This window comes from Sulfitobacter mediterraneus (assembly GCF_003054325.1).
GTDB classification, from domain to species: Bacteria; Pseudomonadota; Alphaproteobacteria; order Rhodobacterales; family Rhodobacteraceae; genus Sulfitobacter; species Sulfitobacter mediterraneus.
On record NZ_QBKU01000004.1, the window covers coordinates 279,177 to 294,883 of the forward strand.

Genomic DNA, 15,707 nt, shown 5'->3' on the forward strand with positions numbered 1-15,707 from the left:
GCGGCGGGTCAGGGATGGCCCGCCGCCCTAGTCAGTTCTTCGCCGCATCGCTAAGCTGTGACCGTTGGCAGGGAGGGCAAGATCATGTGTGGACGGATGGCAGTGACATTGCCCCATGATGCGATGGCGCAGATTTTTGCAGCTGCGCCTGCCAACGCTCTGCCAAAGGTGCCGAACTACAACGTCTGCCCAACCACGGATGTGCATATTGTTACCTCGGGTTCAGATGGTCACAGACGGCTGAGCGCGATGCGTTGGGGGTTTATCCCGGTTTGGTACAAAAAACCGGCAGGCGGACCCTTGTTGATCAATGCACGGGCCGAAACCATTGCGGAGAAACCGGCCTTTCGTGCGGCGGCGCGGGAACGGCGCGGGTTGATCATCTGTAGTGGATTTTATGAATGGACAAAGGACGCCGAAGGCGGCCGTGATCCTTGGTACATTACACGGCGGGACACCTCGCCACTTGCCTTTGCGGCGGTTTGGCAGAATTGGAAAACACCGGAAGGGGATATGATTCCCACCTGCGCAGTGGTGACCACCGGGGCCAATGCACCCATGCAGGACATCCATCACAGGATGCCCGTGATCGTTGAAAAGGACGATTGGCCGCTGTGGCTGGGAGAGCAAGGCAAAGGGGCGGCCACACTGATGCAACCTGCAAAAGACGACCTTTTGCAGTGGCACAGGGTGGACCGTGCGGTAAATTCAAACCGCGCTTCAGGGCCCGAATTGATCGAGCCCTTCTAGCGTCATCAAAAACCGCAGTCCGGCTGCGGCTTCGGGATTTGGTTATTCGTCCAGCGGTGCCGGTTCGTAGGAGATTTCTCCTTCGATATCAACGCCTTCAAGGTCAACGCCGCCATTGAAGATCAACGGGGTGTCTTCCATCAGCGCCAATTCAAAGCTGCCATCCACGGGGATCGCACCTGAGGTCCAACTTTCGTCAGGGCCGGACACTGTTTGTGAGGCGTCGCTGTCGTTGATGAAAACGATTGTGTCACCTTGCAACGCATAGGTGATGGTCGGGAAATACCCGCCGTCCTCAATCAACACGGTGTGCTCTTCCGATACAGCCGGGCTTGCGATGCAAACAGCTGCGGCGGCAAAAGCAAATGTGCTCATGCGGAATGAGTTAAGCATCGAAGTGCTCCTTTCAACGGCCCCCACCGTTCATGTAAATTGTCTATATCGATCAAATGGGGCAAAATTTTGGCGTAAACTTTGCAGGCCTCAGTCGCGCAGGGGCAGTTTCGCCTGTTCCGACAGCCAATCGCGAAACGAGGACAGCGCGGCGCCCTCTGGACGGTCATGCGGCCAGACCAGATAGTAGCTGCCAATACTTTGGGTGGTCTCACGCGAAGCCAGTTGCAGCTGGCCATCGCGCAGATATGGCTCTGCAAAAAAGGTCGGCAGCAAGGCAACGCCAAGGCCGTGAATGGCGGCCTGTGCCATGGTGGAAAACTGATCGAACATCATGCCAGCGGGCGGATCGGTTTCGACATTTAATGCGGCTAGCCACCGGGCCCAGCCGCGTGGGCGGGTTTCGAGATGCAACAAGGGGTGGTCGAGAATGTCTTGTGGATCGGTCAGGGGCGCCTCTAGCAAGTCTGGGGCGCAGACCGGGACCACGGTTTCGGGCATCAGGGGCAGGTAATTCACCCCCGGCCAGTCCTCAAAACCAAAATGGATTGCGGCATCAAACCCGCTGTCCTGAATGGCAAAGGGTTGTAGGCGCGTGCTGAGATTGACGGTCACCTCGGGGTGGCTACGGGCAAAATCGCGCAGGCGGGGCGCCAGCCAATGCATGCCAAAGGCAGGCAGGATCGCGAGGTTAAGCGAGCCGCCAACAGGATTGGTGCGCACGGAGACAGAGGCCTGCGCAAGGCGGTTCAGAATCGCACGGACCTCACCAACATAGGAATGTCCCGCCTCGGTCAGGGTCAACTGCCGCCCCTGACGCGCCAGCAACGGCACGCCAAGCTGTTCTTCCAAGGTTTTGAGTTGGCGGCTGATCGCGCTCTGGGTCAGGGACAGCTCATGCGCGGCCCGCGTGGCGCTGCCAAGGCGGGCGACGGCCTCAAACGCGAGAAGGGCAGAGATCGAGGGCAAGAACCGGCGCGGGGCGATCATATGACTTTTTCTCATGAATGCAGAACAAAGCAGCGATAGTGTTTGCAGCGCGGTTTTGCAATACTGCGGCCAAATTGACGATTTCTGAAAGGACGAGATATGACCGCTGATGCGCCTGCACTGCGTGCCAAAGACGCCCCTGATCTGGGCACATTTGACTGGGCGGACCCTTTCCGCCTGACAGATCAATTGACCGAAGACGAACGGATGATCCAGGACAGCGCCCGCGCTTATGCGCAGGAAAAGCTGCAGCCAAGGGTTATTGATGCTTTTGCCAACGAAGACACCGACCCGTCCATTTTCAAGGAAATGGGTGACATGGGTCTTTTGGGCGTGACCATTCCTGAGGAATACGGCGGCCTTGGCGGCGGTTACGTGTCTTACGGGTTGGTGGCGCGTGAGGTGGAACGTGTGGACAGCGGGTACCGTTCGATGATGTCGGTGCAGGCCAGCCTGGTGATGTATCCGATCTATGCCTACGGTTCCGAAGAGCAGCGCAGGAAATACCTGCCAAAGCTGTGCAGCGGTGAATGGATCGGCTGTTTCGGCCTGACAGAACCGGATGCCGGGTCCGACCCTGCTGGCATGAAAACCCGCGCTGTGAAAACGGCAACGGGTTACAAGCTGACCGGTTCAAAAATGTGGATTTCGAACGCGCCGATAGCGGATGTCTTTGTGGTCTGGGCCAAATCCGAAGAACACGGCGGCAAGATCCGCGGTTTCGTGCTGGAAAAGGGCATGAAAGGCCTGTCTGCCCCCAAGATCGGCAACAAGCTGTCGCTGCGGGCGTCGATCACCGGTGAGATCGTGATGGACAATGTCGAAGTGGGCGAGGATGCGTTGCTGCCACATGTGCAGGGTCTCAAGGGGCCGTTTGGCTGTCTCAACCGGGCGCGTTACGGCATCAGCTGGGGCGCGATGGGCGCGGCAGAGTTCTGCTGGCACGCGGCGCGTCAATATGGGCTAGACCGCAAGCAATTTGGCAAGCCGCTGGCGCAAACCCAGCTGTTCCAGAAGAAGCTGGCCGATATGATGACCGAGATTTCATTGGGCCTGCAAGGATCGCTTCAGGTGGGGCGTCTGATGGATGCAGCCAATGCCGCGCCAGAGATGATTTCGATTGTCAAACGCAACAACTGCGGCAAGGCACTTGAGGTGGCGCGGCATGCCCGTGATATGCATGGCGGCAACGGGATTTCCGGTGAGTTCCAGGTGATCCGCCACATGATGAACCTTGAGACTGTGAACACCTATGAAGGCACCCATGATGTGCATGCGCTGATCCTGGGGCGCGCGCAAACCGGCCTTCAGGCGTTTTTCTAAAGCTGGGATTGAGGGGGCGTTCCTCCCCCTCAAACTCCCCCTCCGAGTATTTGAGGCCAAAAAGGGAAAAGACGTTTCTTTGATTGGCTTTTCCTTTGATGCGCTGCTGTGTTGGATGAGGGTCCGGCAGGTGGCACCCAGAACATAGGATCCAGATGGACCGCGTCAGTATTGTGCATGAAAACTTCCTGCGCCGGGTGCCCGCGCAGGATTTTCCCGTTGGGGATAGCCCTGTTGAAACTCTTGAACAGGCGGACGCTTTGTCGGTGTTCCGGGCGCAGGTGTTGAGCCGCGCCTTGGATTTGCAAAGTCGGGTGATGCAAAAGCAGGGGCAGGGGTATTATACCATCGGATCATCCGGTCACGAGGGAATGGCGGCGGTGGGCCATGCGCTGCGCGTGGATGATATGGCATTCCTGCATTACCGCGATGCGGCGTTTCAGATTGCCCGCGCTGGTAAAGCCGGTCACGCGGGAATCATGCGCGACATGCTGCTTAGCTTTGCTTGTGCGGCGGAAGATCCAACCAGTGGCGGGCGGCACAAGGTTCTGGGCTCGCGGCCTTTAATGATCCCGCCGCAGACCTCGACAATTGCCAGCCATCTGCCCAAGGCCGTGGGGGCGGCGCATAGTATCGGCCTCGCCCGCCGCAACCGGCCTGAGCATGCGGTGCTGGCGCGGGACGGGATTGTGATGTGCAGTTTTGGCGATGCCTCGCTCAATCATTCCACTGCGCAGGGGGCGATCAATGCGGCCTGCTGGACGGCGGTTCAGGCAGTGCCTTTGCCATTGCTGTTCGTATGCGAAGACAACGGTATCGGGATCTCGACCAAGACGCCGACGGGTTGGGTCAAATCCTCCATGTCGGTTCGCCCCGGATTGAAATATTTCGAGGCGGATGGGCTGGACATGTATGCCGCCTTTGCCGCCGCGCGGGAGGCCGCCGAATGGGTGCGGCTTCACCGCAAGCCGGCGTTTTTGCACCTGCGCACGGTGCGGCTGTATGGGCATGCGGGGCCGGATGTCGTGACATCCTATTTGCCCAAGGCCGAGGTAGAGGCGGACGAGGCCCATGATCCGCTGTTGTATTCGGCGCGGGGCTTGATCGCGGCGGGGGCGGCTTCGGCTGATGATGTGCTTGGCATCTATCAGGGCACATTGGCCGATGTGGCCGAAGCTGCGCAGGAAATGGCGGAGATCCCGCGTTTGAAAAACGCAGGAGAGGTGATGAAAAGCCTGATCCCGCCCGCCCGTGTTTGTGCGCCCAGCAATGGTCCATCTGCGGACCGCCGCGCCGAGATATTTGGCGGCGATCTGGCGCAGATGGATCAGCCACAGCCCATGTCTCGTCTGATCAACTGGGCCATGCATGATCTGATGTTGACCCATGATGAGACCTTGCTGATGGGCGAGGACGTCGGGCGCAAAGGCGGCAACTACGGGGTTACGCAAAAGCTGCATGCCCGGTTTGGCCCCGCGCGGGTCATTGATACGCTGTTGGATGAGCAAAGCATTCTGGGCTTGGCCATTGGTCTGGCCCACAACGGGTTCATTCCGATGCCCGAGATCCAGTTTCTGGCCTATCTGCACAACGCCGAGGATCAATTGCGCGGCGAGGCGGCGACCTTGCCGTTTTTCTCAAACGGGCAATGGGCCAACCCGATGGTCGTCCGCATTTCGGCGCTGGGCTATCAAAAGGGCTTTGGCGGGCATTTCCACAATGACAACTCGCTGGCGGTGCTGCGCGACATTCCGGGGTTGATCATTGCCTGTCCGTCCAGCGGCGATGAGGCCGCGATGATGCTGCGCGAGGCGCATCGCCTTGCCCGCGAGGAACAGCGGGTGGTGATATTTGTAGAACCCATCGCGCTTTATCCGATGCGTGATCTGCTTGAGGCGGGCGATGGGGGGTGGATGCGCAGTTATCCCGCACCGGATCAGCGGATCGGGCTGGACACTGTTGGCGTGCATGGCGATGGCGTGGATCTGGCGATTGTGACCTATGGCAATGGTCACTACCTCAGTCGTCAGGCGCAGCATGATCTGGCAGCCAGTGGTATCGACGCGCGGGTGATTGATCTGCGCTGGCTTGCGCCTCTGCCGGAACAGGCCTTGCTTGAGGCCATCGGCGACCGACCCGTGTTGATCGTCGATGAATGCCGCCGCACCGGCGGTCAGGCCGAGGCGCTGATGGCGCTGATGCTGGAGGCGGGCAAACATCAAACCGCACGGATTGTCGCCGAAGACAGCTTTATCGCCACAGGGCCAGCCTACGGCGTCACAATGCCCTCACGTGAGGGGATCGCGGCCGCGGCGCAGCAGTTGGTGGCAGGAAAGCGCGCTTAGTCTTTGTGCGCAGGCGCACCGCCCTCAAAAGCGTTCCCGTTGACATAGTCACAAGGCGCTTCCTGCATCTGCAAATGCAAGTCGTTGCCGCGGTAGGGATTGGCCCGTGCAAGATCTTCGTCCACCTCAATGCCAAGGCCGGGTGCGGTTGGGGCAGGGATGAACCCTTCTTCCACCCGGATCGACCCCTTGATCAATTGATCATGGAACGGCGTCTCGATGGTCTCTGCCATCAGGATATTCGGGATCGACACAGCCAGATGGATATTGGCCGCCCACTCCACCGGCCCGGCATAGAGATGCGGCGCCATCTGGGCGTTGTAGACTTCGGCCATCGCGGCGATCTTCTTGGTCTCCCATATCCCGCCTGAACGACCAAGCGCAGGCTGCAGGATCGCCGCCGCTCCCGCCCGCAGTATCGGTGCAAATTCGGCTTTGGTCGTCAACCGTTCGCCGGTTGCCACGGGGATGCGCACGGACCGGGCCACCTGCGCCATCTGCTCTACCGCATCCGGCGGGATCGGCTCTTCAAACCACAGTGGGCTATAAGGCTCCAGTGCCTGACCCAATCGAATCGCACCCGCCGTGGTAAACTGGCCATGGGTGCCAAACAACAAATCGGCCTTGTCGCCAACTGCCTCCCGGATGGCTTTGCAAAAGGCAACGGATTGCGCAATGTCGCTCATCGCGGGCATATGACCACCGCGCAGGGTATAGGGGCCGGCAGGGTCAAACTTCACCGCAGTAAAGCCCCGCGCCACACAATCCGCTGCGGCCTCTGCGGCCATCTCTGGCGATGTCCAGAACGCACCCAGATCATGATGGGCCATGGGATAAAGATAGGTATAGGCCCGCACACGTTCATTCATCCGCCCACCAAGCAGTGCATAAACCGGGCGATCTCGATCCTTGCCCAAAATATCCCAACAGGCGATCTCAAGCCCCGAGAACGCGCCAATCACAGTCAGATCTGGCCGCTGGGTAAAACCGGACGAATAGGCGCGGCGAAACATCAATTCGATGTTCTCAGGGTTTTCCCCCTGCATGTGGCGCTCAAACACATCCTCAATCACCGCGACCATCGCTTTGGGACCGATGGAACTGGCGTAACATTCGCCCCAACCTGTCACCCCTGTATCGGTGGTGACTTTGACCAAAATCCAATAGCGCCCACCCCAACCGGGTGCAGGCGGCGATGTGACAATAACGTCAAGGTCTTGCAGCTTCATCTTACAGTCCTTTCAAAAGGGCGCAGGCCCCCTCCCTTTTTGGCCAAAAATACTCGGAGGGGGAGTTTGAGGGGGAGGAACGCCCCCTCATTCCGGCCGCAGATCCAAACGGGATCTGCGGAACTCACAGTCAGCGGTCGAACAAAATCACATTGCGCCGCGCCGCGCCGGTCTTGGTGTCGGAAATGGCGTCATTGATCTGATCCAAGGTCCAGCGTCCTGAAATCAACTCATCCAGCTTAAGGCGCCCCTGCAAATACAGATCTACCATCCACGGAATATCCCGCTGGATCACCACATCGCCCATCTTGGAGCCGACCATCCCCTGACCCACAGCGGCCAGCATGACCGGCTCATAGGTCGAGACCTGACCGGAATGGGGCATCCCGACCATGATCACCTTGCCGCCGCCCGCCAGATAACGCGGGGCGCTGTCATAGGCCGGAATGGCCCCCACAGTGACGATCACCGCATCGGCCCCGCGGCCCATGGCCTTTTGCGCGGCCCGCCACGGCTTGGGGTCAGTGGCCAAGACGCCATCGGTTGCGCCAAACTCTTTGGCGATCTCCAGCTTCTCTTCGCTCATGTCCACAGCAACAATGCGCCGGGCGCCTGCGATCCGGGCGCCTTGGATGGCATTGAGGCCAACGCCGCCTGCGCCGATCACCACGACGTCCTGGCCGGCCCGAAGACCGGCAGCATTGACCACGGCGCCAACGCCGGTGATCACACCGCAGGCAATCAGGCTGGCGGCGTCTTTGGGGATGTCGGGGCTGATTTTCACAACCTGCGACTGCTCAACCACAACCTTTTCAGCAAAGGCACCGGCGGCCATTGCCTGATGCAACTTGCCGCCGTCGGCGGTTTTCAATGGGCCGTGATCGCCGTCATAAGGCGTCTCACAGATTGTCGGTTTGCCGCCAGAACAGCTGGGGCAGGTGCCGCAAGCGCGGATCAAGGTGACAACAACACTGTCCCCCACCGACAAGCCGCGCACAGTCGGGCCAGCGGCCGTAACCCGTCCGGCAGCCTCATGGCCATAGACCGCAGGCAGGGATCCCCCCCATGCCCCTTCGGCAAAGGAAATATCCGAATGGCAGATTGCGACGGCATCAAGGGTGACTTCCACCTCACTGCCGCCGGGCGCGCGCAATTGCACGTCTTCGATTGTCAGAGGCGCACCAAACTCATGGGCGACGGCGGCTTTGATAAGGGTCACGGGCTTTCCTTCCTCGCTGGTCACCGATCAAGGTGGCGAGAAAAGCCATGCGGCGCAAGCGAAGATACGACCCCTGTTTTGCCCGATTACGTCACGTTGTTTTACGGGGTGAAAAAACAAATATCGCCAGCGCGAGAATGCTGAGGGCCATGGCCAAAAGAAATGGGGCGCCCGGCAGATAGAAGGTGGTCCCGTCTTTGGTAAACTCCGAAAAACTGGCGGTCATCGCCAAGGGCGACAAGATCATCGCCAGTGCTGTGGTCGAGGTGAGCGCACCTTGCAATTCGCCTTGGGCGTTGGCGTCCACGCGGCGTGACATGACCCCCTGAAGCGCAGGGGGTATGACCCCGCCAATGGCGGCAATCGGGGTCAGGATCAGGGCAAGCGTGCCCGAGGTGATCACCCCTATGGCGCCATAGCTTGCGATGGCAAAGACAAAGCCAAAGTTCACAGTGCCGCGTTCGCCGAACCATTTCAGCGTCAAGCGGATCGCGCCGCCCTGCACCAAGGCCATCGCCACGCCGAACAGCGCCAGCGACAGCCCGATCACCGAGGCGGACCAATTGAACCGTTCCTGCCCGAAGTAGGACCAGACTGAAGGGTAGACCGCAAAGGCCACGTGGTAGAGAAAATAGACAGCCACCAAGGGCAGAACACCGGGCAGTTTGCGCAGTTGCCGCAATGCGCCAAAGGGGTTGGCCCGCAACCATTCAAAGGGGCGGCGCGTGGCATCGGTGACCGTTTCTTTCAAGACAAACCAACCCAAAACCACATTGGCCGTTGCCAGGGCGGCTGCGGCCCAAAACGGTGCGCGGGTGCCATATTCGGCCAGCAAACCACCAATCAGCGGCCCCAGAACAAAACCGATGCCGAACCCGGCCCCGATCAATCCAAAGTTCTTGGTCCGGTCCTCGGGGGCAGAGATATCTGCCATATAGGCCGTGGCGGTCGCATGAGTGGCCGCCGTGATCCCGCCGACAATCCGCCCGACAAGCAGCAACCATATGCTGCCTGCCAATGCCATCACCACATAATCGATTGCCATCACCACAAGCGAGGTCAACAAGACCGGCCTCCGGCCATAGCGGTCGGACAAGCCGCCCAACGTTGGACCGAATAAGAATTGCATCACTGCAAAACTGGTGGCCATGACCCCACCCCAGAGCGCGGCGTCACTTAGTGCTAGCCCGCGCACTTCTCGGATCAGATCGGGCATCACGGGCATCATCAGACCAATGCCCATGGCATCAATCATCACCGTGGCCATGATAAACAGAACGGCAGGGCGCATGTTGTTAGAGATCCTTTGTGCGTCGGGCAAAATCTGCCGCATCTTGGGCGGCATGCCCTGCACCCGCGGCGGGGTCAAATGCAGTTGTGTCGAGCTTTGGATAAGCTGCGGTTGCCAGATCTTTGAGCGGAATGCGTTTCTCCATCGCCTCAAGGCATAATGCCTTGGCTTTGGCCTGCGCCTCGGGGCGCGGCATCAGGCCGGCCAATGCAAAGCTGAGCGCTTCGGCATGGATAAGGCCCAATGTGGCCTCCAGATTGGCATGCATCTGCACAGGGCGCGGTGCAATCCCGCTGGCGAGCCGTTTGGTGTGTTCCAAGGCCGAAGCCAATGACAGGCAAAGCGGCGGCAGGGCCATCCATTCGGCAAACCACGCCGCGCCATCCCTTTGATGTTGATGGGCGGCGGCGGCTTGCAAAGTGGCCCGCTGGCCGGTGAACTGATGCGACAGGGCAAGGATTGCGGAAGGTCCGACAGGATTTTGTTTTTGCGGCATGGTGGAGGACGCACCCGCCGCGCCCAGACTGATTTCCTGAACATCGCTGCCGGTCAGCCCCAACAGTGATTGACCGATATGCGCAAGCGCCGCCATCACGCGCCCCTGCCAATCCGCGATCCTCAACAAAGGGGTGCGGTCTGTGTGCCAAGACCGCATGGGATCGCCCAAGCCAAGCGCTTTGGCCAATCCCGCGCGGGTCTCGGAGGCTTTCTCGCCCAAGGCAGAGGCCGTGCCGGAGGCACCAGACAGGGAGACCCAAAGCGATGATTTGCGCAAGACGTCCAACTCACTCAGCGCATCCAGCAGCGGCATCCCCCATTCGGCCAGAACCGCGCCCCATGTGGTTGGCGTGGCATGTTGGCCATAGGTGCGGGCGGGCATTGGCAGGGTGGCATGTTCCGCAGCCTGTGCGCCCAAAGCCGTCAAAATCTCGCGCAGGTCGGCTTCGGCCAGTGCAAGTGCCTGCCGCAAGCGCAGCATCAATGCGGTGTCGATGATATCCTGCGATGTCGCGCCCCAATGTACAAATTGCGCATGTTCGGGCGCTTGCATCTCGCTCCTGAATGCTGCGACCAGCCCCGGAACACTGACCCCGTTTGCGCCCGTGGCCTTGGCTATCGCGCCGGGGTCCACCTGTATTTCCATCGCTGCCCGGTGAATCGCGGCGCCGCTGATTTGCGGGATCACACCCAGATCACCCTGTACCATGGCCAGCGCCCCCTCGGTCAGCAGCATCGCGCGGATGGCAGCGCTGTCCGAAAACAACCGCCCAGTGTCGCCTGTCGGGAAAAGCTGCGCGAACAGGGGGCTGTCAATTACCGATGCGGCCATGTCTTAGTCTTCCAATTCCATTTCGGCCCAGGTTTGTTTGGCCAATTTGATCGCGTGGTTCGCTTTGGGCACACCGCAATAGATCGCTACATGCTGAAACGCTTCGATAATGTCGCTTTGACTGGCCCCTGTTCGGGCGCAAGCGCGAATGTGCATCGGGATTTCGTCAAAATTGCCCATCGCGGCCAGCAAGGCCAGCGTCAGCATGGACCTTTCCCGCCGCGAGATCGCGTCAGAGGCCCAGACATTGCCCCATGCGCCCTCGGTGATCAGGGTCTGAAAGGGCACGTCGGCATCGGTTTTTGCCGCCTCTGCGCGGTCTACATGGGCGTCGCCCAAGACCGACCGGCGCACCTCCATACCTTTGTCGTAGCGGTCAGACATGACCGACACCTTTGAGGAAATCGGTCAAAACCTGCGCGTATTCTTCGGGCTGTTCGACACAGGGCAGATGGCCCGCCTTGCGGATCAAATGGAACTTGGAGCCGGGGATCAGATCCATGGTCTCGCGCACCAGATCGGGCGGCGTTGAGCCATCTTCGGACCCGGCGATGCCCAAGGCAGGCAGGCGCAGGCCGGAGGTCGGCGTATAAAAGTCTGTACCGGCGATCGCAGCGGCGCAACCGATGTATCCGTTGTCATCCTGCCGCGCCAACATATTGCGCCACAGCTCAAGCTCTGGCGTGGCGCGGAACTGGGTCGCGAACCAACGTTCCATGACCGCATCGGCAAGGGCTTCTATGCCGCCCTTGCGCACGTCGCCAATCCGCTCGGCCCACATCTCGGCATTGCCAATCTTGGCTGCGGTGTTGGACAGAACCACCGCGCGGATCAGATCCAGCCGCTTGACCGCCAGCCCCTGCGCAATCATGCCTCCAATCGACAGGCCCACAAAAACGCATTCCTTGACGCCCAAATGATCCAGCAACCTTTCGGTGTCGGTGACCAAACTGCCCATGGAATAGTTACCGGCCGGGCAGGAAGACAACCCATGACCGCGTTTGTCAAACCGGATGATCCGCAGACCCTTGGGCAACATCGGCAGGATCGGATCCCACAGGCGCATATCGGTGCCCAGCGAATTGGCAAAAACCACGGGCGCCCCATCATCGGGGCCATCGACGCGGTAGTGCAGACGCACATCGCCGGTATCAAACATCTTCATCATTTGGTCTCCCGCATTTGAATGGTCGCCATGATCTGTCCGTGATCCGAGGCCAGCTTGTTATAAGGCGCTTCGGGGTGACTGCCATCCGTCAAATGGTCGTTCAGAACGGTGAAATAGGACATCTCGCCGATATGTCCTTTCCAATCGGGCAGAAAATGCCGCGACATCATGATCTGGTCGATGCTCTCATAGACGCCGCCAAAGGCGGAGGTATAGACCATGTCACGCAGGGATTTGCGGACAAACATCTTTTCCGCCGAATGCAGGCGCATGGCCTCTATGTCTTCGGTGATTTTGGTGCTTTGTGCCTCTGAATAGCGGTCGCCGCGATGCTCCGCATCATGGCGCAGCATCCAGGCGTAGTTCTTGAAGGGCTGTTCGCCCATGATAATCTCGGTGCTGACCGCATGTTCGTTGTCGTTGAAATCGCCCAGCACCATCACAGGGCGGCCCTGCCGCAATTCCCCGACGATGGCCCCGCGCAACACCCATGCTTCGGCCATGCGCCGCATTGCCGACCGTGCCGCGCCCAAGGCCCGGCCAACAGGGTCATATTGTGTTAGATCGGCCTCGGCAGGATATTCGGCCCCTTCGGCCCGGATAAATTCGCCCAGTTTTGATTTCAGGTGGCAGTTAAATACGGTAACGATCTGATCGCCCACCGGCACCCGCACCTTGAGGATCGGGCGGCTGAGTTTTTGAATGGTGAAATGCCCGCCCTCATCGCCGCCAAAGGTCTGGAAGGGGATCTCAAGCGGGGTGTCCAGCACCTGAATGATCTGCGGGTCTTCGGCAAAACCAAGCCGCGACAGGATCGCAACGCCGGGGCGGCGCTGTCCGGGATCGCCGTCATGAATATTGGGCGCAAAGGCCAGCGCGGCGTTGCTGTAGTCGCGAAAGGCCAGCCGATCAAAGATTGCGCGGTGGCGGTATCTTTTGTCCTCACCGGGCACAGAGGCATCATTGCTGTCTTGGCCATAACGATCAGCGCGGGCGATAGTAGCACGCAGGCTTGCCTCATCGAAAATCTCTTGAAAACCAATGATATCGGCGTTTAGCGATACGATCTGATCTGCCAGCCAGTCTTCTTTCCAAGCGTATTCTTCGGGTGTGTAGGACTGAAATTTGTAATATTCCTGATCGGGTCCGATCAGGTTTTTGACGTTGAAGCTGGCGATTGAAAACTGGCTCATGCCAGCGTTTCCAGTGCTCGAATGAACATCGCCGCATCCACATTGCCGCCCGAGATTGTGACAATCACATCGTCGCCTTCGATCTCATCGCTGCGGAAAAGGGCCGCCGCCAACGCCGCAGCGCCCCCCGGTTCGGCCACCAGTTTGAGGCGGTTGAAGGCATGCGCCATCGCTTGCAACGCCTCATTTTCGGACACCACCAATCCGGGGCCAGCGAGCCGCTGCATGATCGGAAAAGTAATCTCGCCCGGTTGCGGGGTGATGATCGCATCGCAGATATTGCCGGAGGTGCGGGCGTTGCGTTCGATCTGCCCCGATTGCAAGGACCGCGCCACATCGTCAAAGCCTTCGGGTTCTGCGGTGCGCACGCGCAGGCCCGGCGCCTCCGCCTCCAGCGCCAGCGCGATGCCGGAGGTCAATCCACCTCCGCCGCAGCAGACAATAACATCTGCTTTTTCAATGCCTTGTTCCGCTGCCTGCCGGGCAATTTCCAGCCCGGTGGTGCCTTGGCCTGCGATCACCTGCGGCTCATCATAGGGTTTGATCAGCGTCAGCCCGCGATCTTGAGCCAACTTATCGCCAATCTCCTCGCGGCTTTCACCGGCCCGATCATATAGCACCACCTCAGCGCCATAGGCGCGGGTGTTCTCGATCTTGAGGGTGGGGCTGTCGGACGGCATAATGATCACTGCGGGAACGCCGTGCATCTTCGCTGCCAAAGCAACACCTTGGGCGTGATTGCCGCTTGAAAACGCGATGACGCCCTTGGACCGCACATCCGGCGCAAGGGCCGACAAGGCCGACCAGGCACCGCGGAACTTGAAGCTGCCGGTCAGTTGCAGGCATTCCGGTTTCACCCAGACGCGGCGACCCGCCAGATCATCCAGTAAAGGCGCATTCAGCAAAGGCGTTGCGCGGGCGTGACCCTTGAGGCGCGCAGCGGCGGCGCGGATCATTTCGATATTCATTTAAGCAATCCTAACCATTCGTGCAGGGCGGCAATGGCCTGCGGTTCATCTAGAAACGGGACATGGCCGCGATCCGGCACAGTTGCGGCAATCATATCGGGGCGGCGGCGCTGCATTTCGGCCAGTGTTTCGGCGCCCAGCAAGTTGGAATTTGCACCACGGATTGCCGCGATGGGCAAGTCCGCTAGGGCATCGAACAGGGGCCACAGGTCAACCGGATCGGCCTTTGCGGCCGCTTCGACCGCTTTGCGCAGTGCCGGATCATAGGTGATCTTCAGCCCGCTTTCTGTTTGCGTATAGTGCTTTTCTGCTTCTTCCAACCAACGGCTGTCCGGCACATTCTGAAAATCGGTAAAGAGGGCGGCCATGGTTGCCGCAGCCTCGGCATGGGTTTTGGCGGACGGGTTCCGACCAATATACCCCATGATCAGCTCAAGCCCCTTGGGGTCCAATACCGGCCCAACATCATTCAGCGCCGCGCCCAGCAGCCGGCCCTTGGCCACAGCAGCCAACACCATCGCGTTTAACCCGCCACGCGATGTGCCAAGCAGCGCAACCTTGTCCAGCCCCAGATGGTCCAGCAATTCCACCACATCACGGCATTCGACATTCAGATTGTAGTTCTGCCAGTTGGGATCAAAATCCGATCCGCCGCGCCCGCGATAATCCAGCCGGATCACGCGATGACCGGACAGATGCGGCATCACATAATCAAAGTCCGCGCCGGTGCGCGTCAGTCCGGCAAGGCAAAGGACCGGCAGGCCCGCCCCTTCGTCGGTGTAGTGAAGGGAGAGGCCATCAGAGGTCGTGAATGTCGCCATTATGCGCCCGCCAATTCGGGGATGCCCGTCAGATCAGACATCACATGTTTGGGGGTCCAGGGCAGGCGATCGACCGGATCACCGCCGCGGTTCACCCATGCCGTGGTAAACCCGTATCCTGTGGCGGCACCCGCGTCCCAACCGTTTGAAGACACGAACAAAACCTCGTCCTTGGCACAGCTAAAATGCTGCCCGACCAGATCATAAACCCGCGCATCGGGCTTGAAGATGCCCACGCTTTGCACAGAGAGGCAAGTGTCCAGAACATCACCGATGCCCGCACTGTCCACCGCTCCTTGCAGCATGTCGGGTGACCCGTTTGACAGGATCGCAGTGTTCAGACCCGCCGCCTTGAGCGCGGCCAGCATTGCCGGCACTTCGGGATAGGCCTGCAATTCCCAATAGAGCGCCAAAAGCCGTTCGCGCAGGGGCGCATCCCCCGCATGGCCGGTCTTCTCAAGTGCCCAGTCGAGACCATTTTGCGTGACCTCCCAAAAATCCGTATGCGCATCTGCCACGGCCCGCAGCCAGGAATACTGCAGCTGTTTGAGCCGCCAATGTTCGGCAATTTGCGGCCAGTCGTCCTTGATCGCGGCGAAATCGGGCTCTGACGCCGCTTGGCGTGCGGCGGCGGCGACATCGAACAACGTACCGTAGGCATCAAAGACACAGGTGGTGATGGGCATG

At 59.9% G+C, this 15,707-nt stretch carries 15 protein-coding genes; 3 read left to right on the forward strand and 12 right to left on the reverse strand.

Annotated features, from left to right (window positions below):
- Positions 1-84: 84 nt before the first annotated feature.
- Positions 85-750: an SOS response-associated peptidase gene (locus C8N31_RS08725; RefSeq protein ID WP_025049791.1), complete on the forward strand. Its 666-nt coding sequence runs from the start codon at positions 85-87 to the stop codon at positions 748-750.
- Between the two features lie 42 nt (positions 751-792).
- Here C8N31_RS08725 and C8N31_RS08730 read toward each other — a convergent pair whose 3' ends face one another.
- Positions 793-1,125 carry a cupredoxin domain-containing protein gene (locus C8N31_RS08730; RefSeq protein ID WP_025049792.1) on the reverse strand — a complete coding sequence of 111 codons (333 nt, stop codon included), beginning with the start codon at positions 1,123-1,125 and terminating at the stop codon, positions 793-795.
- A gap of 108 nt (positions 1,126-1,233) precedes the next feature.
- Complete coding sequence (locus tag C8N31_RS08735) at positions 1,234-2,148, reverse strand: LysR substrate-binding domain-containing protein (RefSeq protein WP_231476906.1); 915 nt, start codon at positions 2,146-2,148, stop codon at positions 1,234-1,236.
- 84 nt (positions 2,149-2,232) lie between these two features.
- Here C8N31_RS08735 and C8N31_RS08740 point away from each other — a divergent pair, with 84 nt between their 5' ends.
- Both C8N31_RS08740 and C8N31_RS08745 read left to right on the forward strand, forming a co-directional pair.
- Complete coding sequence (locus tag C8N31_RS08740; protein ID WP_025049794.1) at positions 2,233-3,456, forward strand: acyl-CoA dehydrogenase; 1,224 nt, start codon at positions 2,233-2,235, stop codon at positions 3,454-3,456.
- 155 nt (positions 3,457-3,611) lie between these two features.
- Positions 3,612-5,801, forward strand: coding sequence for a thiamine pyrophosphate-dependent enzyme (locus C8N31_RS08745; protein ID WP_025049795.1), 2,190 nt, complete (start codon positions 3,612-3,614; stop codon positions 5,799-5,801).
- On the opposite strand, the gene C8N31_RS08750 is transcribed toward C8N31_RS08745, so the two are convergent.
- The 10 genes from C8N31_RS08750 to C8N31_RS08795 form a co-directional block, all read right to left on the reverse strand.
- Positions 5,798-7,030 (reverse strand): mandelate racemase/muconate lactonizing enzyme family protein, encoded by a 1,233-nt coding sequence (locus C8N31_RS08750; protein ID WP_025049796.1) that lies wholly within the window; start codon positions 7,028-7,030, stop codon positions 5,798-5,800. The two genes, C8N31_RS08745 and C8N31_RS08750, sit on opposite strands and share 4 nt — an antisense overlap.
- 130 nt (positions 7,031-7,160) lie before the next feature.
- The gene (locus tag C8N31_RS08755; protein WP_025049797.1) at positions 7,161-8,249 is read right to left on the reverse strand and encodes a Zn-dependent alcohol dehydrogenase; all 1,089 of its coding nucleotides are present in this window, start codon (positions 8,247-8,249) and stop codon (positions 7,161-7,163) included.
- 91 nt (positions 8,250-8,340) lie between these two features.
- Positions 8,341-9,540 (reverse strand): TCR/Tet family MFS transporter, encoded by a 1,200-nt coding sequence (locus tag C8N31_RS08760; protein WP_025049798.1) that lies wholly within the window; start codon positions 9,538-9,540, stop codon positions 8,341-8,343.
- Between the two features lie 4 nt (positions 9,541-9,544).
- The gene (locus C8N31_RS08765) at positions 9,545-10,870 is read right to left on the reverse strand and encodes a lyase family protein (protein WP_025049799.1); all 1,326 of its coding nucleotides are present in this window, start codon (positions 10,868-10,870) and stop codon (positions 9,545-9,547) included.
- Positions 10,871-10,873: 3 nt separating this feature from the next.
- Positions 10,874-11,254 carry a 4-carboxymuconolactone decarboxylase gene (gene pcaC, locus C8N31_RS08770; RefSeq protein ID WP_025049800.1) on the reverse strand — a complete coding sequence of 127 codons (381 nt, stop codon included), beginning with the start codon at positions 11,252-11,254 and terminating at the stop codon, positions 10,874-10,876.
- Positions 11,247-12,035: a 3-oxoadipate enol-lactonase gene (pcaD, locus tag C8N31_RS08775; protein ID WP_025049801.1), complete on the reverse strand. Its 789-nt coding sequence runs from the start codon at positions 12,033-12,035 to the stop codon at positions 11,247-11,249. The genes pcaC and pcaD overlap by 8 nt, the downstream gene beginning before the upstream one ends.
- On the reverse strand, positions 12,035-13,231 hold the full coding sequence (locus C8N31_RS08780) for an endonuclease/exonuclease/phosphatase family protein (protein WP_025049802.1): 1,197 nt from the start codon (positions 13,229-13,231) through the stop codon (positions 12,035-12,037). The genes pcaD and C8N31_RS08780 overlap by 1 nt, the downstream gene beginning before the upstream one ends.
- Positions 13,228-14,199 carry a threonine ammonia-lyase gene (locus C8N31_RS08785; RefSeq protein ID WP_025049803.1) on the reverse strand — a complete coding sequence of 324 codons (972 nt, stop codon included), beginning with the start codon at positions 14,197-14,199 and terminating at the stop codon, positions 13,228-13,230. Before C8N31_RS08785 ends, C8N31_RS08780 begins: the two co-directional genes overlap by 4 nt.
- Complete coding sequence (locus C8N31_RS08790; protein ID WP_025049804.1) at positions 14,196-15,020, reverse strand: alpha/beta fold hydrolase; 825 nt, start codon at positions 15,018-15,020, stop codon at positions 14,196-14,198. The genes C8N31_RS08785 and C8N31_RS08790 overlap by 4 nt, the downstream gene beginning before the upstream one ends.
- A complete protein-coding gene (locus tag C8N31_RS08795) occupies positions 15,020-15,706 on the reverse strand; it encodes a haloacid dehalogenase type II (RefSeq protein WP_025049805.1) in 687 nt (228 codons plus the stop codon). The genes C8N31_RS08790 and C8N31_RS08795 overlap by 1 nt, the downstream gene beginning before the upstream one ends.
- Position 15,707 lies beyond the last annotated feature (1 nt).